Origin of the sequence: Streptomyces sp. NBC_01433, from assembly GCF_026340105.1 — a bacterium.
Lineage (GTDB): Bacteria > Actinomycetota > Actinomycetes > Streptomycetales > Streptomycetaceae > Streptomyces.
In genome coordinates, this window is record NZ_JAPEPM010000001.1 from 234,480 (window position 1) to 251,051 (window position 16,572).

A 16,572-nucleotide genomic window follows, 5' to 3' on the forward strand; every position below is an offset into this window, starting at 1 on the left:
TCCTGAGGGCCCGCGGCCCTGTCCTAGAGCGCGAGGCCGGTGAGGACCAGGACGCGCTCGTAGGTGTAGTCGTCCATCGCGTAGCGCACACCCTCGCGGCCGACGCCGGACTGCTTGGCTCCGCCGTACGGCATCTGGTCCGCGCGGTACGAGGGGACGTCGCCGATGATCACGCCGCCCACCTCCAGGGCGCGGTGGGCGCGGAAGGCGGTCTGCAGGTCGTGCGTGAACACGCCTGCCTGGAGGCCGTACTTGGAGGAGTTGACGGCGGCGAACGCCTCGGCCTCACCGTCCACCTGCTGTACGGACATGACCGGGCCGAAGACCTCCTCGCAGGAGAGCTTCACCTCGGCCGGGAGGTCGGTGAGCACGGTCGGGGCGTAGGTGGCCCCGTCGCGCTTGCCGCCCGTCAGCAGCGCGGCCCCGGCCCCGACTGCCTCGTCGACCCAGGACTCGACGCGCCTGGCGGCGTCCTCGCTGACCAGCGGGCCGACATCGGTGGCCGCGTCGGCGGGGTCGCCGGTGACCAGCGCCTCGACGGCGGAGACGATCTTCGGGACGAGCCGGTCGTAGACCGAGGCGTCCGCGATGACGCGCTGCACCGAGATGCAGGACTGGCCGCCCTGGTAGTTGGAGAAGGTCGCGATCCGGGTCGCGGCCCAGTCCAGGTCGGCCTCGGAGGCGTAGTCACCGAGCACGACCGCCGCGCCGTTGCCGCCGAGCTCCAGGGTGCAGTGCTTGCGGGGCACCGACTCCATGATCGAGTAGCCGACCGGGCCCGAGCCGGTGAACGAGATCACGGGCAGCCGCTCGTCCTTCACCAGGGCGGGCATGCGGTCGTTGGGCACCGTCAGCACGGACCAGGAACCGGCCGGGAGGTCGGTCTCGGCCAGCAGCTCGCCCAGGATCAGCGAGGAGATCGGGGTCGCCGGGGCGGGCTTCAGGATGATCGGGGCGCCGACGGCGATGGCCGGGGCGACCTTGTGGGCGCTCAGGTTGAGCGGGAAGTTGAACGGCGCGATACCGAGGACGGTGCCGCGCGGGAAGCGCCGGGTCAGCCCGAGGCGGCCGGTGCCGCCGGCGTCCGTGTCCAGCCGCTGGGCATCGCCGCCGTTGAAGCGACGGGCCTCCTCGGAGGCGAAGCGGAACACCGAGACGGCCCGGCCGACCTCGCCGCGGGCCCACTTGATGGGCTTGCCGTTCTCGGCCGAGATCAGCTGGGCGATCTCCTCGGTGCGCTCGACGAGACGGCGTACGACGTGGTCGAGCGCAGCGGCCCTGACGTGCGCCGGGGTCGCGGCGAACTCGTCACGTACGGCGTGCGCGGCGGCGACGGCCTCCTCGGTCTGGGCGTCGGTCGGCACGCTGACCGTGCCGACGAGACGGCCGTCGTAGGGGTTGGTGACGTCGAAGCTGTCCTCGCCGGTGGCCTGGCGGCCGGCCAGCCAGAAGGCGTGCGTGGAAGTCATGGCGGTTCCGGCCCTTCGGAGGTCGTGACGGAGATCGCGGGCGCCCGGAAGGCTCCCCACCGGTGTCCCACGGTAGGGCGGCGGGGCGCTCAAAGCGTTTGTCCGGCGTGGAGTACACAGGGGTGGCCGTGCTCCGAATTGGCGAAGGGGCACACCGGGTGCGCTCCCTCAGTTCCGGAACGGGCGGTGCCGTGCCGCGGGCACCCGGTCGTTCACTTCGGTGCGGGTCCCGTCGTCGTGCCCGCCGCCGTCGCCTTGAGGGCCAGCCACAGCTCCATCCGGGCGTCCGGATCGTCGAGCGAGCGGCCCAGGATCTCCTCCACCCGGCGCATCCGGTAGCGCAGGGTGTGCCGGTGCACGCCCAGGTCCGCGGCGGCGGCGTCCCACTGGCCGTGCCGGGAGAGCCACGCGCGCAGGGAGGCGACGAGATCGCCGCGGCCCTTCGCGTCGTGCTCGTGCAGCGCGCGGAGCATCCCGTCCGCGAAGGCCCGTACCGCGTCGTCGGCCAGCAGCGGCAGCACCGAGCCCGCCGCCAGCTCCTCGTGCTCGACCAGGGCCCTGCCCCGTCGGCGGGCGACCGAGAGGGACTGCTCGGCCTGCTTGTACGCGGCGGAGACGGCGATCGGTCCGGCCGGGGCGGACAGGCCCACGACGACCTCGCCCTCCTCGGCACCCGGCTCGCGGGCCGGGCGTTCGTCCTGGGCCTCGGCGTAGGCGGTGCAGGCGGCGACGGCCGCGCCGCCGTCCGCGGCCAGGACCACCAGGCGCTCGCCCTCGGGGACCATGAGCAGTGTCTCGCCGGACCGGGCGGCGGCGGCCTCCATCGTCTCGGCGAGCGGTTCGGGTCCGGCCGGTGTGGTGGACTCCGCGATCAGCAGCCGGAACGGGGCGTCCAGCAGCCCGCCGTACAGGTCTCCGGCGACGGCCCGCGCGTGGTCGGACTCCCCGGCCAGCAGCATCCGCAGGACCGCCGCGCCGAGCCGCTGCTCGGCGCCCTGGAGCGAGCGGGAGCGGGCGGTGGTCAGGGTCAGCAGGGCGACGGCCGAGTGCACGGCGTACCGCTCGGCGGTCCCCAGCGCGGCCCCGGTGCCGACGGCCAGGGCGCCGCGGGCCCGGCGTCCGGTGCCCAGCGACTGGAGCTCGACCCGGTCGTCGCTGCCGCCGACGACCACACTGGCCGGCGCGGGCCGCTCCCGCAGCCGCTCCACGTCCGGGGTGAGCCGGGCGGCGCGGCGGGCGGCCCAGTCGGGCGCGGCGGCGACGACGGCGCCCGAGGTGTCGTACAGGGCGGCCCAGCCGTCGACGTGCGCGGCGAGCCGGGCGAGGAGACCGGCGGGGCCGTCCCCGGCGAGCGCGGCCCTGGTCAGTTCGCGCTGGGCCTCGAAGCCCGCGGTGACGGCGCGGTACTGGTCGGCGGCGATGGCGGCGGAGACGGCCTTGCTGATGGCGAGGAACGGGGTGCGGCGCGGGACTTCGAGCAGCGGCATCCCGGCCTCCTCGGCGGCGTCGACGAGTGCCTGCGGAACGTCGTCGTAGGTGACGCCGACGGCGAAGCCGACCCCGGCGACTCCGGCTCCGGCCAGCCGCCGCACGTACCGGCGCATCGCCTCGGCGTTCTCGGCGTCGAGGTTGGTGGCGGTGACGAGCAGGAGCTCGCCGCCGTCCATGTACGGCACGGGATCGGCGAGCTCGCTGGCGTGCGCCCAGCGCACGGGGGTGTCGAGCCGGTCCGCCCCCGCGCGCACCGTGAGCTTGAGCGCCGGGTGCTTGATGAGCGAGGCGAGCGTGGGGGGCATGGGACCGGGAACCCTCAGAGGTCGATGGTGTCGATTTCGCCGTCCCGTATGAACGGCCACCTTCGATTCTGCCAGGGCGGCAGGGTCCCCGATACCGTTCTCAGCCGCCGAGCTCCACCAGGAGCGGGGGGGCGTGTTCGCCGTCGACCGTCGTCAGGGAGAGCACCGCGTGCCCGGCCGGAACGGAGTACGCCAGCTCGGAGGCCGACCAGCGTTCCCGCTCGACCTGCCGTACGGTCACGGCGTCCCTGGTCACGGCCTTGCCGGTGACGAGCTTGCGCAGCGCGTGCAGGGCCCGGGTGAACGGCTGGTCGGCGAAGACGGTGTGCTGGGCGACCTCGCGGGTCTCCACCCATTCCTTGCCCCAGGCCTCCGTGAACCGTTTGCCGTCCCAGGTGGTGAGGCCGGAGAAGGCCATGGTGCAGCCGACCGCGCCGAGCAGGGGGGTGTGCAGGGTCTCCGGGACATCGTCGATCGTACGCAGCGCGAGGACCACGCCCGCGTTCACGGAGCGCAGGCGCCGGATGCCCCGGACGGTCTCGGCGGTGACGGCGTGGGTGGCGTCGTCCAGGACGAGGCAGACGAAGAGCGAGCGGTCGGTGCGGGCCGAGGTGATGGCGTTGAACTGGGCGAGCAGGAGCCGGGTGAGCAGCCGGGACGCCTCCGCGTGGCCGCGTTCGGGGAGGTCGACGCGGACCCGCAGCGGATGCTGTTCCAGGGAGCGCAGGGAGAAGGCGCGGGCCTGTTCACCGGTGGTGAAGAATCCGGCGAACGCGGGCCGGTCGAGCAGGGCGATCCGGTCGGCGAGTACCGGGGCCGGGTCTCCCGCCCCGCCCGCCTGCCGGGCGCGGGCGTCCAGTTCGCGCAGCATGGCCCGGTGCCCGCCCGCTTCGAGCGACGCCCTCAGCGCGGCCAGCGGGTGCGGGTCGCCGTCGAGGAGTTCGCGCAGTTCGGGGACGCCGGGGAAGCAGCCGTGGGCGGCGCGGTAGGGGCCCAGCAGCTGGGCCAGTACGGTCGCGGCGCGTCGGCTGTCGAGGCTGCCGACATCGCCGACCAGCCCCTCCGCGAGCACGGTCGCGGCCTCGTCGGGATCGGTCGTGCCGCCGTACAGGTCGAAGTCGTGCGCGGATTCGGGGTCGCCGATCCCCACGACGACGTCGTAGGCGTCGTCGTGGCCGAGCGGCGCTCCGGCGGCGCCGACGGCGAGCAGCGCCGCCTTCCCGGCGAGTGCCTGGAGCGCGAGGGACTCGACGACCGGCCGCACCAGCCGGGCGGACTTACCGGCTCCGGGCGGCCCCACCGCCAGCAGCGAGGTGCCCAGCAGCGTGGGGTCCAGGGCCAGGCCCGCGCCCCGGCGGACGTACGGGTTGTGCGCGTCGTCGGCGCAGCGGCCGATCCGGACCTGTCCGGTGAGCAGATCGTGCCGGGCGGTGCGCCGGGGCAGGTCGCGCCGGCCCGAGGGGTGCAGGGCGGCGCCGCCGCCGGCCCGCAGGACGGCTTCGCTCAGCGCGGCGAGCCGGTCGGGGTGGCCCCGGCCGACGGTCCACGCGTGGCGCAGCCGTGCGCAGTCGACGTCGTTCATCCGGCCGGTGCGCACCTCGGCCGTCAGGGCGTCGGCGGCGTCCGTCCACCCGGCGGCCCGCAGCTCCGGCCACCGGTCGGCGGAGGTGGCGGAGACCTGTGCCGGTACGGGGAGTGCCTCGTCCGGCGCCCTCGCGGCGGAGCGCTTCCCGAGATGGGTGGTGACCAGTTCGCGCCAGCGCCCCAGCAGGGCGAACGGCCAGAGCACCGCGGCGGCGATCACCGTGTAGACGATGTTCACGACCGTCTGGCTCTGGAAGTTCTCGCCGCCCACGACCGCGGCGGCCAGGATCAGGGCGGGCCTGAGGACCGGCACGGCGTCCTTCCAGACGAGCAGCTGTGCCAGCCCCGCGCCCACCGCCGCGGCCACCGCGAGGAAGGGCTGCCCGCGGCCCGCCACATGGCGCCGGAAGAGCTCGGACCAGTTGCCCAGGCGGCCGCATCCGTAGACCAGGAGCCCGAACAGGATGGCCTCGTACACCGTGAGGGCACGGACTCCCTCGGCCGTCGCGGGACCGCCGAAGCTCCCGGCGTACCACCACTCTCCGGGGGTGAAGAGCTTCACCGGGACCAGCCGGTAGGGGAGGTAGCCGTTGCGCCAGAGCGACCACAGGAGCAGGCCGGACAGCAGTGAGATCACCACGCCGACCACCAGGGAGCGGTCGGAGACGCCCTCGGGCCGCTCGGGGGGCCGCGGGGTGTATCCGTAGCGCCAGATGCCCGGGTCCTGCGGCCGGCGCGGGGTGCGCAGCCATTCGTCGAGCGGGGGGCCCTCGGCCGGGACTCCGCCCCGGGGCGGCGCGGACGGCGGTGGCGGCGGCGTGGGTCCGGGCACCCGCTTCGCGCTCGTGCCCCGTGCGCGGTGCGTGCCTTCGTCGTTCATGAACCGTTGCCCCCTGACCAGCCAGGTCCGTCCACTGCCCCGGTCAATCTAGTGCGCCCGCACGGGGAGTTCAGCCAGGCGGCCGGATACGTACCGCCGGGTCTCCCCGGCATCCACGTGGCCCCTTCTGTCCGCGACGGACAAGGACACACCCCCATCACTCCCGATCGGAGCATGCCCGCACCGCCGCCCCGCCCCTAGCCTGCAGAAAGCAGCGTCCGAAACACCCCCAGGAGCCCCTCATGACCGCAATTCCGCAGGAGCGACGCGTCGTCACCGCCATCCCCGGCCCGAAGTCGGTCGAGCTGCAGGCTCGCCGTGTCGCGGCGGTCGCCGCAGGTGTGGGCTCCACCCTGCCGGTGTTCACCGCCCGCGCCGGTGGCGGGATCATCGAGGACGTGGACGGCAACCGGCTGATCGACTTCGGTTCCGGTATCGCCGTGACGTCGGTGGGCGCCTCCGCCGAGGCCGTCGTGCGCCGCGCGTCCGCGCAGCTCGCCGACTTCACCCACACCTGTTTCATGGTCACGCCGTACGAGGGGTACGTCGAGGTCTGTGAGCAGCTCGCCGAGCTGACGCCGGGCGACCACGCGAAGAAGTCCGCGCTGTTCAACTCGGGCGCCGAGGCCGTCGAGAACGCCGTGAAGATCGCCCGCGCCCACACCAAGCGCACCGCCGTCGTCGTCTTCGACCACGGCTACCACGGCCGGACGAACCTCACGATGGCGCTGACGGCGAAGAACATGCCGTACAAGCAGGGCTTCGGCCCGTTCGCGCCCGAGGTCTACCGCGTCCCGGTCGCCTACGGCTACCGCTGGCCGACCGGTGCCGAGAACGCCGGTGCCGAGGCGTCCGCCCAGGCCATCGACCAGATCACCAAGCAGATCGGCGCGGACAACGTCGCCGCGATCATCATCGAGCCGGTGCTCGGCGAGGGCGGCTTCATCGAGCCGGCCAAGGGCTTCCTCCCGGCGATCGCCCAGTTCGCGAAGGACAACGGCATCGTGTTCGTCGCGGACGAGATCCAGTCCGGCTTCTGCCGTACCGGCCAGTGGTTCGCGTGCGAGGACGAGGGCATCGTCCCGGACCTGATCACGACCGCCAAGGGCATCGCGGGCGGCCTGCCGCTGTCCGCCGTGACGGGGCGCGCCGAGATCATGGACGCCGCGCACGCCGGTGGCCTGGGCGGCACCTACGGCGGCAACCCGGTCGCCTGCGCGGGCGCGCTCGGTGCCATCGAGACCATGCGTGAGATGGACCTGAACGGCCGGGCCAAGCGCATCGAGGAGGTCATGAAGGGCCGCCTCGCCGAGATGCGGGCGAAGCTCCCGAACGGCGACATCATCGGTGACATCCGCGGCCGCGGCGCCATGATCGCGATCGAGCTGGTGGAGTCCGGTACGAAGGAGCCGAACGCCGCGGCCGCCGCCGGGCTCGCCAAGGCCTGTCACGCCGAGGGTCTGCTGGTGCTCACCTGTGGCACGTACGGCAATGTGCTGCGCTTTCTGCCGCCGCTCGTGATCGGCGAGAACCTGCTGAACGAGGGACTCGACATCATCGAGCAGGCGTTCGCTCGCATCTGATCGATTCGAACCCCAGGACGAGAAAAAGACGTCAATTTCTGGACGGCTCGTGGCGCGCGTGTGGGCCTGTGAAGAAGGTGTGCGGGGCCGATGGCGGGACCGGGTTCCCGCTGTCGGTCGCCCCTCGGCTGCCGTACGGTTTCTGCAGATGAGAGAAACACCTCGCCCGCAGGGGACTGCGGGCGATGCCGGGCCGGGGCTTCCCCAGCACGGACCCGGTCGTGCCCTCGCGCACACCGCTGGAGCCTCTGGCTCCGGAACTCCTCACCGATCGGATGGCCGCTCGTCCCACACCCCCCGGGGCGCGCGGCAAACCGATCCGGCCGGCCATCCCGGAACAACCCCCCCTGTTCCCCGGTGGCCGGCTTCTCTCATTTCCCTGGTGTCGGCGCTTGTGGCGCTCTTCGCACTCATCACCTGGCAGGTGGTGGCCGACGGCCCCCTGCTCGGACCGGACGAGCGGATCAGCCGGGCCCTGGTGGGACGCGGTCCCGCCCGGATCGCCGATCTCTTCAGCGACCTCGGCAATATGCAGGTCGCGCTCCCGGTACTGGCCTGCGCGATCATCTGCGCGCTGGTGCGCGGCACCCGTCGCGAGCCGCTGTACGCGGCCCTCACGATGGCGGCGGTGCCCGCGCTGGTCGTCCCGCTGAAGCTGTGGACCGACCGCCAGGGGCCGCTGACGGAGGCGACCGGCTACTACCCATCGGGCCACACGGCGACCGCCGCGGTGGCGTACGGCGCGGCGGCGCTGCTCCTGGCCCCGTACCTGAAGCGCTCATGGATGATGCTCGTCGCCGCCGTCCTGCTGACGGCGGCGACGAGCATCGGTCTGGTGCTGCGCGGCTACCACTGGCCACTCGACGTGGTCGCCAGTTGGTGCCTGAGCGGGGTGCTGCTGGTGGTGCTGGGCAGGGCGCTGCGGTCGGTCAGCCGCCGAAGTACGCGTCGAAGTTCTTCGAGAACTCCCAGTTGTTGAAGCGGTCCCAGTTGATCGACCAGGTCATCAGCCCGCGCAGGGTGGGCCAGGTGCCGTGGGTCTGGTACGAGCCGCAGTCGGTCTTCTTCGTCAGGCAGTTCAGCGCCTTGGTGACCTCGGCGGGCGAGGTGTGCCCGTTGCCCGCCTGGGTCGAGGCGGGGAGGCCGAAGGCGACCTGCTCGGGACGGAGCGCGGGGAAGACCTTCGTCTGATCGCCCGCCACCGGGAAGCCGGTGAGCAGCATGTCCGTCATGGCGATGTGGAAGTCGGCGCCGCCCATGGAGTGGTACTGGTTGTCCAGGCCCATGATGGAGCCCGAGTTGTAGTCCTGGACGTGCAGCACGGTCAGATCGTTGCGCAGGGCGTGGATGACCGGGAGGTAGGCACCGGCGCGCGGGTCCTGACCGCCCCAGGGGCCGGAGCCGTAGTACTGGTAGCCGAGCTGGACGAAGAAGGTCTCGGGCGCCATGGTGAGGACGAAGCCGGAGCCGTACTTGGCCTTGAGGGACTTCACCGCGGAGATCAGGTTGACGATGACCGGCGACGTCGGGTTGCGGAAGTCGGTGTCACCGGTGTTCAGCGAGAGCGAGTGGCCCTCGAAGTCGATGTCCAGGCCGTCCAGGCCGTAGGTGTCGATGATCTTGGACACCGAGGTGACGAAGGCGTCGCGGGCGGCGGTGGTGGCGAGCTGCACCTGGCCGTTCTGGCCGCCTATGGAGATCAGCACCTTCTTACCCGCGGCCTGCTTGGCCTTGATGGCTGCCTTGAACTCCGCCTCCGACTCGACGTTCGGGCATTCGGCCACGGGGCAGAGCGAGAAGCGGATGTCGCCGGAGGTGACGGAGGTCGGCTCGCCGAAGGCGAGGTTGATGACGTCCCAGGAGGCGGGCACGTCCGCCATCCGCGTGTAGCCGGAGCCGTTGGCGAAGCTGGAGTGCAGATAGCCGACGAGCGCGTGGGCCGGGAGCCCCGCGTCGCCTCCCCCGCCGCCCGCCGTGGTGGTGGCGCTGACGGCGGCCGATTTCGCGGACTCCCCGGCGGCGTTGACCGCGGCGACCTGGAAGCTGTACGCGGTCGAGGCGGTCAGGCCCGTCACGGTGGCCGAGGTGGCGGTGGTGGAGGCCACCTTCGTGCCGCCCCGGTAGACCTGGTAGCCGGTGGCTCCGGCGGAGGCCGTCCAGGAGAGGTCGACGGAGGAGGAGGTGACCGGTCCGGCCTTCAGTCCTGCGGGCGCGGCCGGGAGCGTGACGGGGTCGCCGCCCGGCCCGACGAGGCTGAGGTCGTCGGCGTAGTAGGCGGGGGTGCCGTACCAGCCGTGCGTGTAGACGCTCACCGAGGTGGTGGCGGGGCCGGTCCTGAAGGTGGTGGTGAGCTGCTTCCAGGCCCCGGTGGACTGGGTCCAGGTGGAGACGTCGGTGGTGCCGGTACCGGTCGCGCCGAGATAGACGTAGGACCCCTGCACCCAGGCGCTGAGCGTGTACGTCGAGTCGGGCTTGACCGTCACGCTCTGGGAGCACTTGGCGTGGTCGGCGCCGGCCGGGGTGGCCCGCAGCGCGGAGGCCCCGCTGTGCGCGGGCGTGCTGACAGCGGCTCCGCTGCCGCCCGTACAGCTCCAGCCGTCCAGGCCCGCCTCGAAGCCGCCGTTGCGCGCCAGTTCGGCGTCGGCGGCGCCCGCCGCCGGCGCCGTGGCGACCAGTGCTCCGGCGGCGAGCAGGGCAGCCGAGAAAGCGGCCAGAAGTCCGGAATATCGGGCGGGGAGTCCCGTACGTTCCACAACAGCCTCCGTGCAGGGGGGAATTGGGTGTGGCGTGCGCACAACATGGTCCAGACCAATCCGGTTGTCAAGACCTCTGGCGCCCCCGGCGGGGGCGGTCGGCGCCTAGTGATCCGCCGCCCCGCCGTCCCGCCTCGCCCCGCGCTCCCGGCTCTCCGCCCTCCTCAGCGGCCCCCTTCATTCCCGGAGTCGTCCCCGTCGCCGTCGCCATCCCCGTCGCCGTCGCCGTCGCCGTGCCGGGCCGCCGTCGCCGCCGATGCCGCCGCCTCGTGCATCGCGAGCTCCAGCAGCGTCGCGTCCGTGAGCGTCCCCGATCCGTCCGGCGGGATCAGCCAGCGCACTCCCCCGGCCGCCCGTCCCGGATAGGGGACGACGATCCAGGTGCCCGGACCCGCCCCCCGTACGCCGGTGCCGAGCCAGCGCGACGCGGTGCCCGGCGGCACGAAGAAGCCCATCCGGGCATCGCCGAAGTCGGCGAGGACCGGCCCCGGCCGGTCGACGAGACGGGTGAGCACATCGAGCGTCGGATAACCCAGCTCCCCCGGAAGAATGAGCACGTCCCAGCGCTTGCCGGCGGGAAGGAGCACGATCCCCTGAGGATTGCGCTCCCACTCCCACCGGCACGCGGCCGGATCCGGTGCCACCGACACGAGCCACCGGACCGCTGCCTTTACCCCCGAGCCACTCATGGCCTGCCTTCCCGTTCCATGGCCACCGGCAGTGTCCTGCCGATGCGTACACGGTCGAGAGAGGGCCGGACCCGGATCATGACGCGGGTTTTCGCTACTCGTTGGTAGTGAAGTGGGTCACAAGGGCATCGGCGCTGGTCAGCTGTCGAATCCGAGACCCACGCGGTCCATGGTCCGCAGCCACAGATTGCGGTGCCCGCCGTGCGTGTCGGCGCGGGCGAGGGACCGCTTGGTGAGTTCGATCCCGGCCCAGGCGAAGGGCTCCGGCGGGAACGGCAGCGGCTTGGAGCGGACCATCTCCAGCTCGGTCCGCTCGGTGCGCTCGCCGGACAGCAGATCGAGCATCACATCCGCCCCGAACCGGGTCGCCCCGACGCCCAGCCCGGTATATCCGGCGGCATACACGACGCGCCCCTGATGGGCCGTACCGAAAAAGGCGGAGAAGCGCGAACAGGTATCGATCGCGCCGCCCCACGCGTGCGAGAAACTCAGCCCGGAAAGCTGCGGAAAACATGCGAAGAACTGGTCCGCGAGCTTCAGGAAGGTCTCCGGACGCTGATCCAGATCGGCGCTGAGCCGGCCCCCGTACGGATAGATCGCGTCATAGCCGCCCCACAGGATGCGATGGTCGGCGGAGAGCCGGAAATAGTGGAACTGATTGGCGCTGTCGCCGAGTCCCTGACGGTTCTTCCAGCCGATGGAGGCGAGCTGTTCGGGGGTGAGCGGTTCGGTCATCAGCGCGTAGTCGTAGACCGGCACCGTGTACGGGCGCACCCGCTTGACGAGCGAGGGGAAGATGTTCGTGCCGAGGGCGACCCGGCGGGCGAAGACCCGTCCGTACGGGGTGCGCACCGCCATGCCGGAGCCGGAGCGGGCGAGTTCGAGGGCACGGGTGTGCTCGTGGATGCGTACGCCGAGGTCGAGACAGGCGCGCTTGAGACCCCAGGCCAGCTTGGCGGGGTGCAGCATGGCGACCCCCCGGCGGTCCCAGAGCCCGCCCAGGAAGGTGGGTGAGTCGACCTCGGCGCGCAGGGCGTCGCGGTCCAGGAATTCCAGCCCGGTGAAGCCCAGCCGCTCGGCTTCCTGGTGCCATTCCCGCAGCTCTTCGAGCTGGTGCGGTTCGGTGGCGACGTCGATCTCGCCGGTGCGCTCGAACTCGCAGTCGATGGCATAGCGGGCGACGGCGTCCTCGATGGCGTCGAGGTTCCGTTCGCCCAGCTCCTCCAGCTTCCCGATCTCGTCGGGCCAGCGCTCCAGCCCGTTGGGCAGTCCGTGGGTGAGGGAGGCGGCACAGAATCCGCCGTTGCGGCCCGAGGCGGCCCAGCCCACCTCGTGCCCCTCGACCAGGACGACCTCGCGCTCCGGGTCGCGCTCCTTGGCGAGCAGCGCGGTCCACAGTCCGCTGTAGCCGCCGCCGATGACGAGCAGGTCCGCGTGTTCGTCGCCGGTGAGGGCGGGGAGCGCTTCGGGCTTCGCGGGGTCGTCGAGCCAGTACGAGACCGGCTTGGCACCGGCGAGTGATTGTGCGGCACTACGCATGGCAGCTGGGGCCATGGTTTCCAACTCCTTCAGGACTTTCAGGGGCAGGCGCTTTTCTTCCGCCGGTTCGCGAAGAGCTGGCCGGCGAGTACCACCAATACCGCAATGACGAACATTGCCGTACCGATGACGTTGATCTGCACGGGCGTGCCGCGCTGTGCCGATCCCCAGACGAACATGGGGAAGGTCACGGTCGAGCCCGCGTTGAAATTGGTGATGATGAAATCGTCGAAGGACAGCGCGAAGGCGAGCAGCGCTCCCGCGGCGATTCCGGGGGCCGCGATCGGCAGGGTCACCCGGACGAAGGTCTGCACGGGTCCCGCGTACAGATCGCGGGCGGCTTCCTCCAGGCGCGGGTCCATCGACATGACCCGCGCCTTGACCGCCGTCACCACGAAGCTGAGGCAGAACATGATGTGGGCGATGAGCACGGTCCAGAAGCCCAGCTCGGCGCCCATGTTGAGGAAGAGCGTGAGCAGCGAAGCGGCCATGACGACCTCGGGCATCGCCATCGGCAGGAAGATCAGCGAGTTGATCGCGCCGCGCGCCCGGAAGCGGTAGCGGACCAGCGCGAAGGCGATCATCGTGCCGAGCACGGTCGCCCCGACGGTGGCCCAGGCGGCGATCTGGAGGGAGAGCGAGAGCGAGCCGCACATGTCGGCGACCCCGCAGGGGTCCTTCCAGGCGTCCAGCGAGAAGCGCTGCCAGGCGTAGTTGAAGCGCCCGTTCGGCTTGTTGAACGAGAACACCATCACGACGATGTTCGGCAGGATCATGTACGCGAGGGTCAGCAGACCCGCGATGACGATCAGATTGCGGCGAATCCAGCGCAGTACGGGCATCAGACCAGGTCCTCCGTCCCGGAGCGGCGGATGTAGACGGTGACCATCAGCAGGACGATCGCCATGAGGATGAACGAGAGCGCGGCGGCCGTCGGATAGTCCAGGACCCGCAGGAACTGGGTCTGGATGACGCTGCCGACCATCTTGGTGTCGGTGGAGCCGAGCAGTTCCGCGTTGACGTAGTCGCCGCTCGCCGGGATGAACGTCAGCAGGGTGCCGGAGACGACGCCGGGCATGGACAGCGGGAACGTCACCTTGCGGAAGGTGGTGGCGGGGGTGGCGTACAGGTCGCCCGCCGCCTCGTGCAGCCTGCCGTCGATGCGCTCCAGCGAGGTGTAGAGCGGCAGGATCATGAACGGCAGGAAGTTGTACGTCAGTCCGCAGACGACGGCCATCGGGGTGGCCAGCACCCGGTTGGACTCGGTCCAGCCGAGCCAGCTGGTGACGTCCAGGACGTGCAGCGTGTTGAGGAGGTCGACGACCGCGCCGCCGTCCGCGAGGATCGTCTTCCAGGCCAGCGTGCGGATCAGGAAGCTGGTGAAGAACGGGGCGATGACCAGCACCAGCACCAGGTTGCGCCAGCGGCCCGCCTTGAACGCGATGAGATACGCCAGCGGGTAGCCGAGCAGCAGACACAGGATCGTGGCGGTGCCCGCGTACAGCAGGGAGCGGATGAACTGCGGGTAGTAGTCCCGCAGCGCGTCCCAGTAGGTCGCGAAGTGCCAGGTGACCTCGAAGCCCTTCTCCAGGGACCCGGTCTGTACGGAGGTCGACGCCTGGTAGACGAGTGGCAGTGCGAAGAAGACGACGAGCCACAGGATGCCCGGGAGCAGCAGCCAGTACGGGACGAGCCGCTTGCGGGTGGAGGGCTTGCGTATCTTCGGCTCGGTGGCCTTCGCGGGAGGCGCGTCGGTGACACTCACGCCGCGTCCTCCACGCTCTCCACACCGGCGTCGATGTCCTGGTCGGCGCCGAGACCAAAGGTGTGGGCGGGGTTCCAGTGCAGGACGACCTCGGCCCCGGGGGCGAGTCCCGCGCGCCGCTCCACGTTCTGCTCGTAGACCTGGAGCGCCTGGCCCGCAGCGCTGCGCACCACGTACTGCGTGGAGACCCCGATGAAGCTGGAGTCGACGATCCGGCCGGTGACACGGTTGCGGCCGTCGGCTATCGCGTCGGCGTCCTCGGCGAGCGCGAGGGAGATCTTCTCCGGGCGGACCCCGAGGAGCAGCCTGCCGCCGTTCGTCGTCGGGGCCGTACATCGCTCGGCGGGCAGCCGGAGCTTCCCGCCGCCCGCCGAGACGACGAGCTCCGCCCCGGTGGAGACGATCTCGCCCTCGATGAGGTTCGAGGTGCCGAGGAAGTTCGCGACGAAGGTCGTGCGCGGGTTCTCGTACAGGTCGGCGGGCGCGCCGAGCTGTTCGACGCGACCGCCGTTCATCACCGCGACGGTGTCGGCCATGGTCATGGCCTCCTCCTGGTCGTGGGTGACATGGACGAACGTGATGCCGACCTCGGTCTGGATCCGCTTGAGCTCAAGCTGCATCTGGCGGCGCAGCTTGAGGTCGAGGGCGCCGAGCGGCTCGTCGAGCAGGAGGACCTGCGGGTGGTTGATGAGCGCGCGGGCCACGGCGACGCGCTGCTGCTGGCCACCGGAGAGCTGGTGCGGCTTGCGGCGGGCGAAGTCGCCGAGCTCGACGAGTTCCAGCATGTCGTCGACCTGTTTCTTCACCGACTTGATGCCGCGCCTGCGCAGCCCGAACGCGATGTTGTCGGTGATGTCCAGGTGCGGGAAGAGCGCGTAGCTCTGGAAGACGGTGTTGACGGGCCGCTTGTACGGGGGCAGGCCGGTGATGTCCCGGTCGCCGAGCGTGACCGTGCCGGTGGTCGCCTCCTCCAGGCCCGCGATCATCCGCAGGGTGGTGGTCTTGCCGCAGCCGGACGCGCCGAGCAGCGCGAAGAAGGAGCCTTGCGGAACGGTCAGATCGAGTGGCTGCACGGCGGTGAAGGAGCCGTACGTCTTGCTGATCCCGGAGAGGCGGACATCGCCGCCCGCTGTCTGCTGCTGTGTCATGGGTCGCGGTCCCAGTGGGTTCGGGGGGAGAGATCGGGGAGGGAGGAACGGGAGGGCGTCGGCGGCGTGAGAGGCGCCGACGGCCGGCTCAGGCTCCGATGAGCTTGGCGAACTTCTCTTCGTACGCCGTCTCTTCCTCCGTGCTCAGCGAGCGGAAGGAGCGGGACTTCGCCGCCATCGCCTTGTCGGGGAGGATCAGGGCGTTGGAGGCCATCGACTCGTCGATCCTGGCGAGTTCGTCGCGTACGCCGTCGACGGGGCAGACGTAGTTGATGTACGCGGCGAGCTGGGCGGCGACCTTCGGCTCGTAGTAGTAGTCGATGAGCTTCTCGGCGTTGGTCTTGTGCCGGGCCCGCGCGGGGACGAGCAGGTTGTCCGTGGAGGTGATGTAACCGGCGGCCGGGATCGCGTACTTGATGTCCGGATTGTCGGCCTGGAGCTGGATGATGTCCCCGGCCCAGGCGACGCAGGCGGCGATGTCGCCCTTGCTCAGGTCGGCGGTGTAGTCGTTGCCGGTGAAGCGGCGTATCTGCTTCTTGTCGACACCCTTCTGCATCCGGCCGATCGCGGCGTCGTAGTCGGCGTCGGTGAAGTCGCCGGGGTCCTTGCCCATGTCGAGCAGGGTCAGGCCGACCGAGTCGCGCATCTCGGAGAGGAAGGAGACCTTGCCCTTGAGCTTGGGGTCGTCCAGCAGCTGGGTGATGGAGTCGACCTTGCGGCCGCCGGTGGCCTTCGTGTTGTAGGCGATGACGGCGGGGATGCCGGTCCAGGGGTAGGAGTAGGAGCGGCCCGGGTCCCAGTCGGGGGTGCGGAACTGGGAGGAGAGGTTGGCGAAGGCGTGCGGCAGGTTCGCCGGATCGAGCTTCTGCACCCAGCCCAGCCGGATCATGCGGGCGGCCAGCCAGTCGGTGACGCAGATGAGGTCGCGTCCGCTGTCCTGGCCCGCCGCGAGCTGCGGCTTGATCTTCCCGAAGAACTCGACGTTGTCGTTGATGTCCTCGGTGTACTTGACCGTGATCCCGGTGCGTTCGGTGAACGCCTCCAGGGTGGGCCGGCCCTTGTCGTCCTCGCCGACGTCCATGTACTCGGTCCAGTTGGAGAAGGTGACCCGCTTCTCCTTGGCCGAGCGGTCGTCGGAGGCGGCGGCCGAGCCGTCCTCGCGCTTGGCGGGCGGGATGCCGCACGCGGCGAGTGTGCCGAGCCCGCCGAGCGCGAGCGCGCCCGTGCCGGAGGCGCGCAGCAGCGAACGGCGGGTGAGGGCTCCCCTGCCGGTTGTCAGGCTCCGCCTCATGGCCGCCAGCTGGACCGGCGAGAGGTGGTCGGGCTCGTGACTCTCCATACGCGTTGCCCTTTCGGGTGGGTGTGG

General features: G+C 71.2%; 12 protein-coding genes. 2 read left to right on the forward strand and 10 right to left on the reverse strand.

Going from position 1 to position 16,572, the window contains the following annotated elements:
* Window positions 1–23: 23 nt before the first annotated feature.
* The 3 genes from OG413_RS00930 to OG413_RS00940 all read right to left on the reverse strand — a co-directional run bounded on the left by OG413_RS00930 (window position 24) and on the right by OG413_RS00940 (window position 5,729).
* The gene (locus OG413_RS00930; RefSeq protein ID WP_266802377.1) at window positions 24–1,469 is read right to left on the reverse strand and encodes an aldehyde dehydrogenase family protein; all 1,446 of its coding nucleotides are present in this window, start codon (window positions 1,467–1,469) and stop codon (window positions 24–26) included.
* Window positions 1,470–1,681: 212 nt separating this feature from the next.
* A complete protein-coding gene (locus tag OG413_RS00935) occupies window positions 1,682–3,265 on the reverse strand; it encodes a PucR family transcriptional regulator (RefSeq protein ID WP_266802378.1) in 1,584 nt (527 codons plus the stop codon).
* A gap of 100 nt (window positions 3,266–3,365) precedes the next feature.
* Window positions 3,366–5,729 carry an ATP/GTP-binding protein gene (locus OG413_RS00940; RefSeq protein WP_266802379.1) on the reverse strand — a complete coding sequence of 788 codons (2,364 nt, stop codon included), beginning with the start codon at window positions 5,727–5,729 and terminating at the stop codon, window positions 3,366–3,368.
* 242 nt (window positions 5,730–5,971) lie between these two features.
* Here OG413_RS00940 and gabT point away from each other — a divergent pair, with 242 nt between their 5' ends.
* Window positions 5,972–7,312 carry a 4-aminobutyrate--2-oxoglutarate transaminase gene (gabT, locus tag OG413_RS00945; protein ID WP_266802380.1) on the forward strand — a complete coding sequence of 447 codons (1,341 nt, stop codon included), beginning with the start codon at window positions 5,972–5,974 and terminating at the stop codon, window positions 7,310–7,312.
* A gap of 148 nt (window positions 7,313–7,460) precedes the next feature.
* The gene (locus OG413_RS00950; RefSeq protein WP_266802381.1) at window positions 7,461–8,291 is read left to right on the forward strand and encodes a phosphatase PAP2 family protein; all 831 of its coding nucleotides are present in this window, start codon (window positions 7,461–7,463) and stop codon (window positions 8,289–8,291) included.
* Here the strand turns inward: OG413_RS00950 and OG413_RS00955 are convergent.
* The 7 genes from OG413_RS00955 to OG413_RS00985 form a co-directional block, all read right to left on the reverse strand.
* Window positions 8,242–10,065, reverse strand: a complete 1,824-nt coding sequence (locus OG413_RS00955) for a chitinase (protein ID WP_266802382.1) — start codon at window positions 10,063–10,065, stop codon at window positions 8,242–8,244. The genes OG413_RS00950 and OG413_RS00955 overlap by 50 nt on opposite strands.
* 164 nt (window positions 10,066–10,229) lie before the next feature.
* Complete coding sequence (locus OG413_RS00960; protein WP_266802383.1) at window positions 10,230–10,754, reverse strand: hypothetical protein; 525 nt, start codon at window positions 10,752–10,754, stop codon at window positions 10,230–10,232.
* A 138-nt stretch (window positions 10,755–10,892) separates the two neighbouring features.
* The gene (locus tag OG413_RS00965; protein ID WP_266802384.1) at window positions 10,893–12,308 is read right to left on the reverse strand and encodes an FAD-binding oxidoreductase; all 1,416 of its coding nucleotides are present in this window, start codon (window positions 12,306–12,308) and stop codon (window positions 10,893–10,895) included.
* Between the two features lie 23 nt (window positions 12,309–12,331).
* Window positions 12,332–13,135, reverse strand: a complete 804-nt coding sequence (locus tag OG413_RS00970; RefSeq protein WP_266802385.1) for an ABC transporter permease — start codon at window positions 13,133–13,135, stop codon at window positions 12,332–12,334.
* Window positions 13,135–14,058 (reverse strand): ABC transporter permease, encoded by a 924-nt coding sequence (locus OG413_RS00975; protein ID WP_266802386.1) that lies wholly within the window; start codon window positions 14,056–14,058, stop codon window positions 13,135–13,137. Before OG413_RS00975 ends, OG413_RS00970 begins: the two co-directional genes overlap by 1 nt.
* Window positions 14,055–15,206: an ABC transporter ATP-binding protein gene (locus tag OG413_RS00980; RefSeq protein WP_266802387.1), complete on the reverse strand. Its 1,152-nt coding sequence runs from the start codon at window positions 15,204–15,206 to the stop codon at window positions 14,055–14,057. Before OG413_RS00980 ends, OG413_RS00975 begins: the two co-directional genes overlap by 4 nt.
* Before the next feature lie 88 nt (window positions 15,207–15,294).
* A complete protein-coding gene (locus OG413_RS00985) occupies window positions 15,295–16,545 on the reverse strand; it encodes a PotD/PotF family extracellular solute-binding protein (RefSeq protein WP_266802388.1) in 1,251 nt (416 codons plus the stop codon).
* Between the last annotated feature and the right edge of the window lie 27 nt (window positions 16,546–16,572).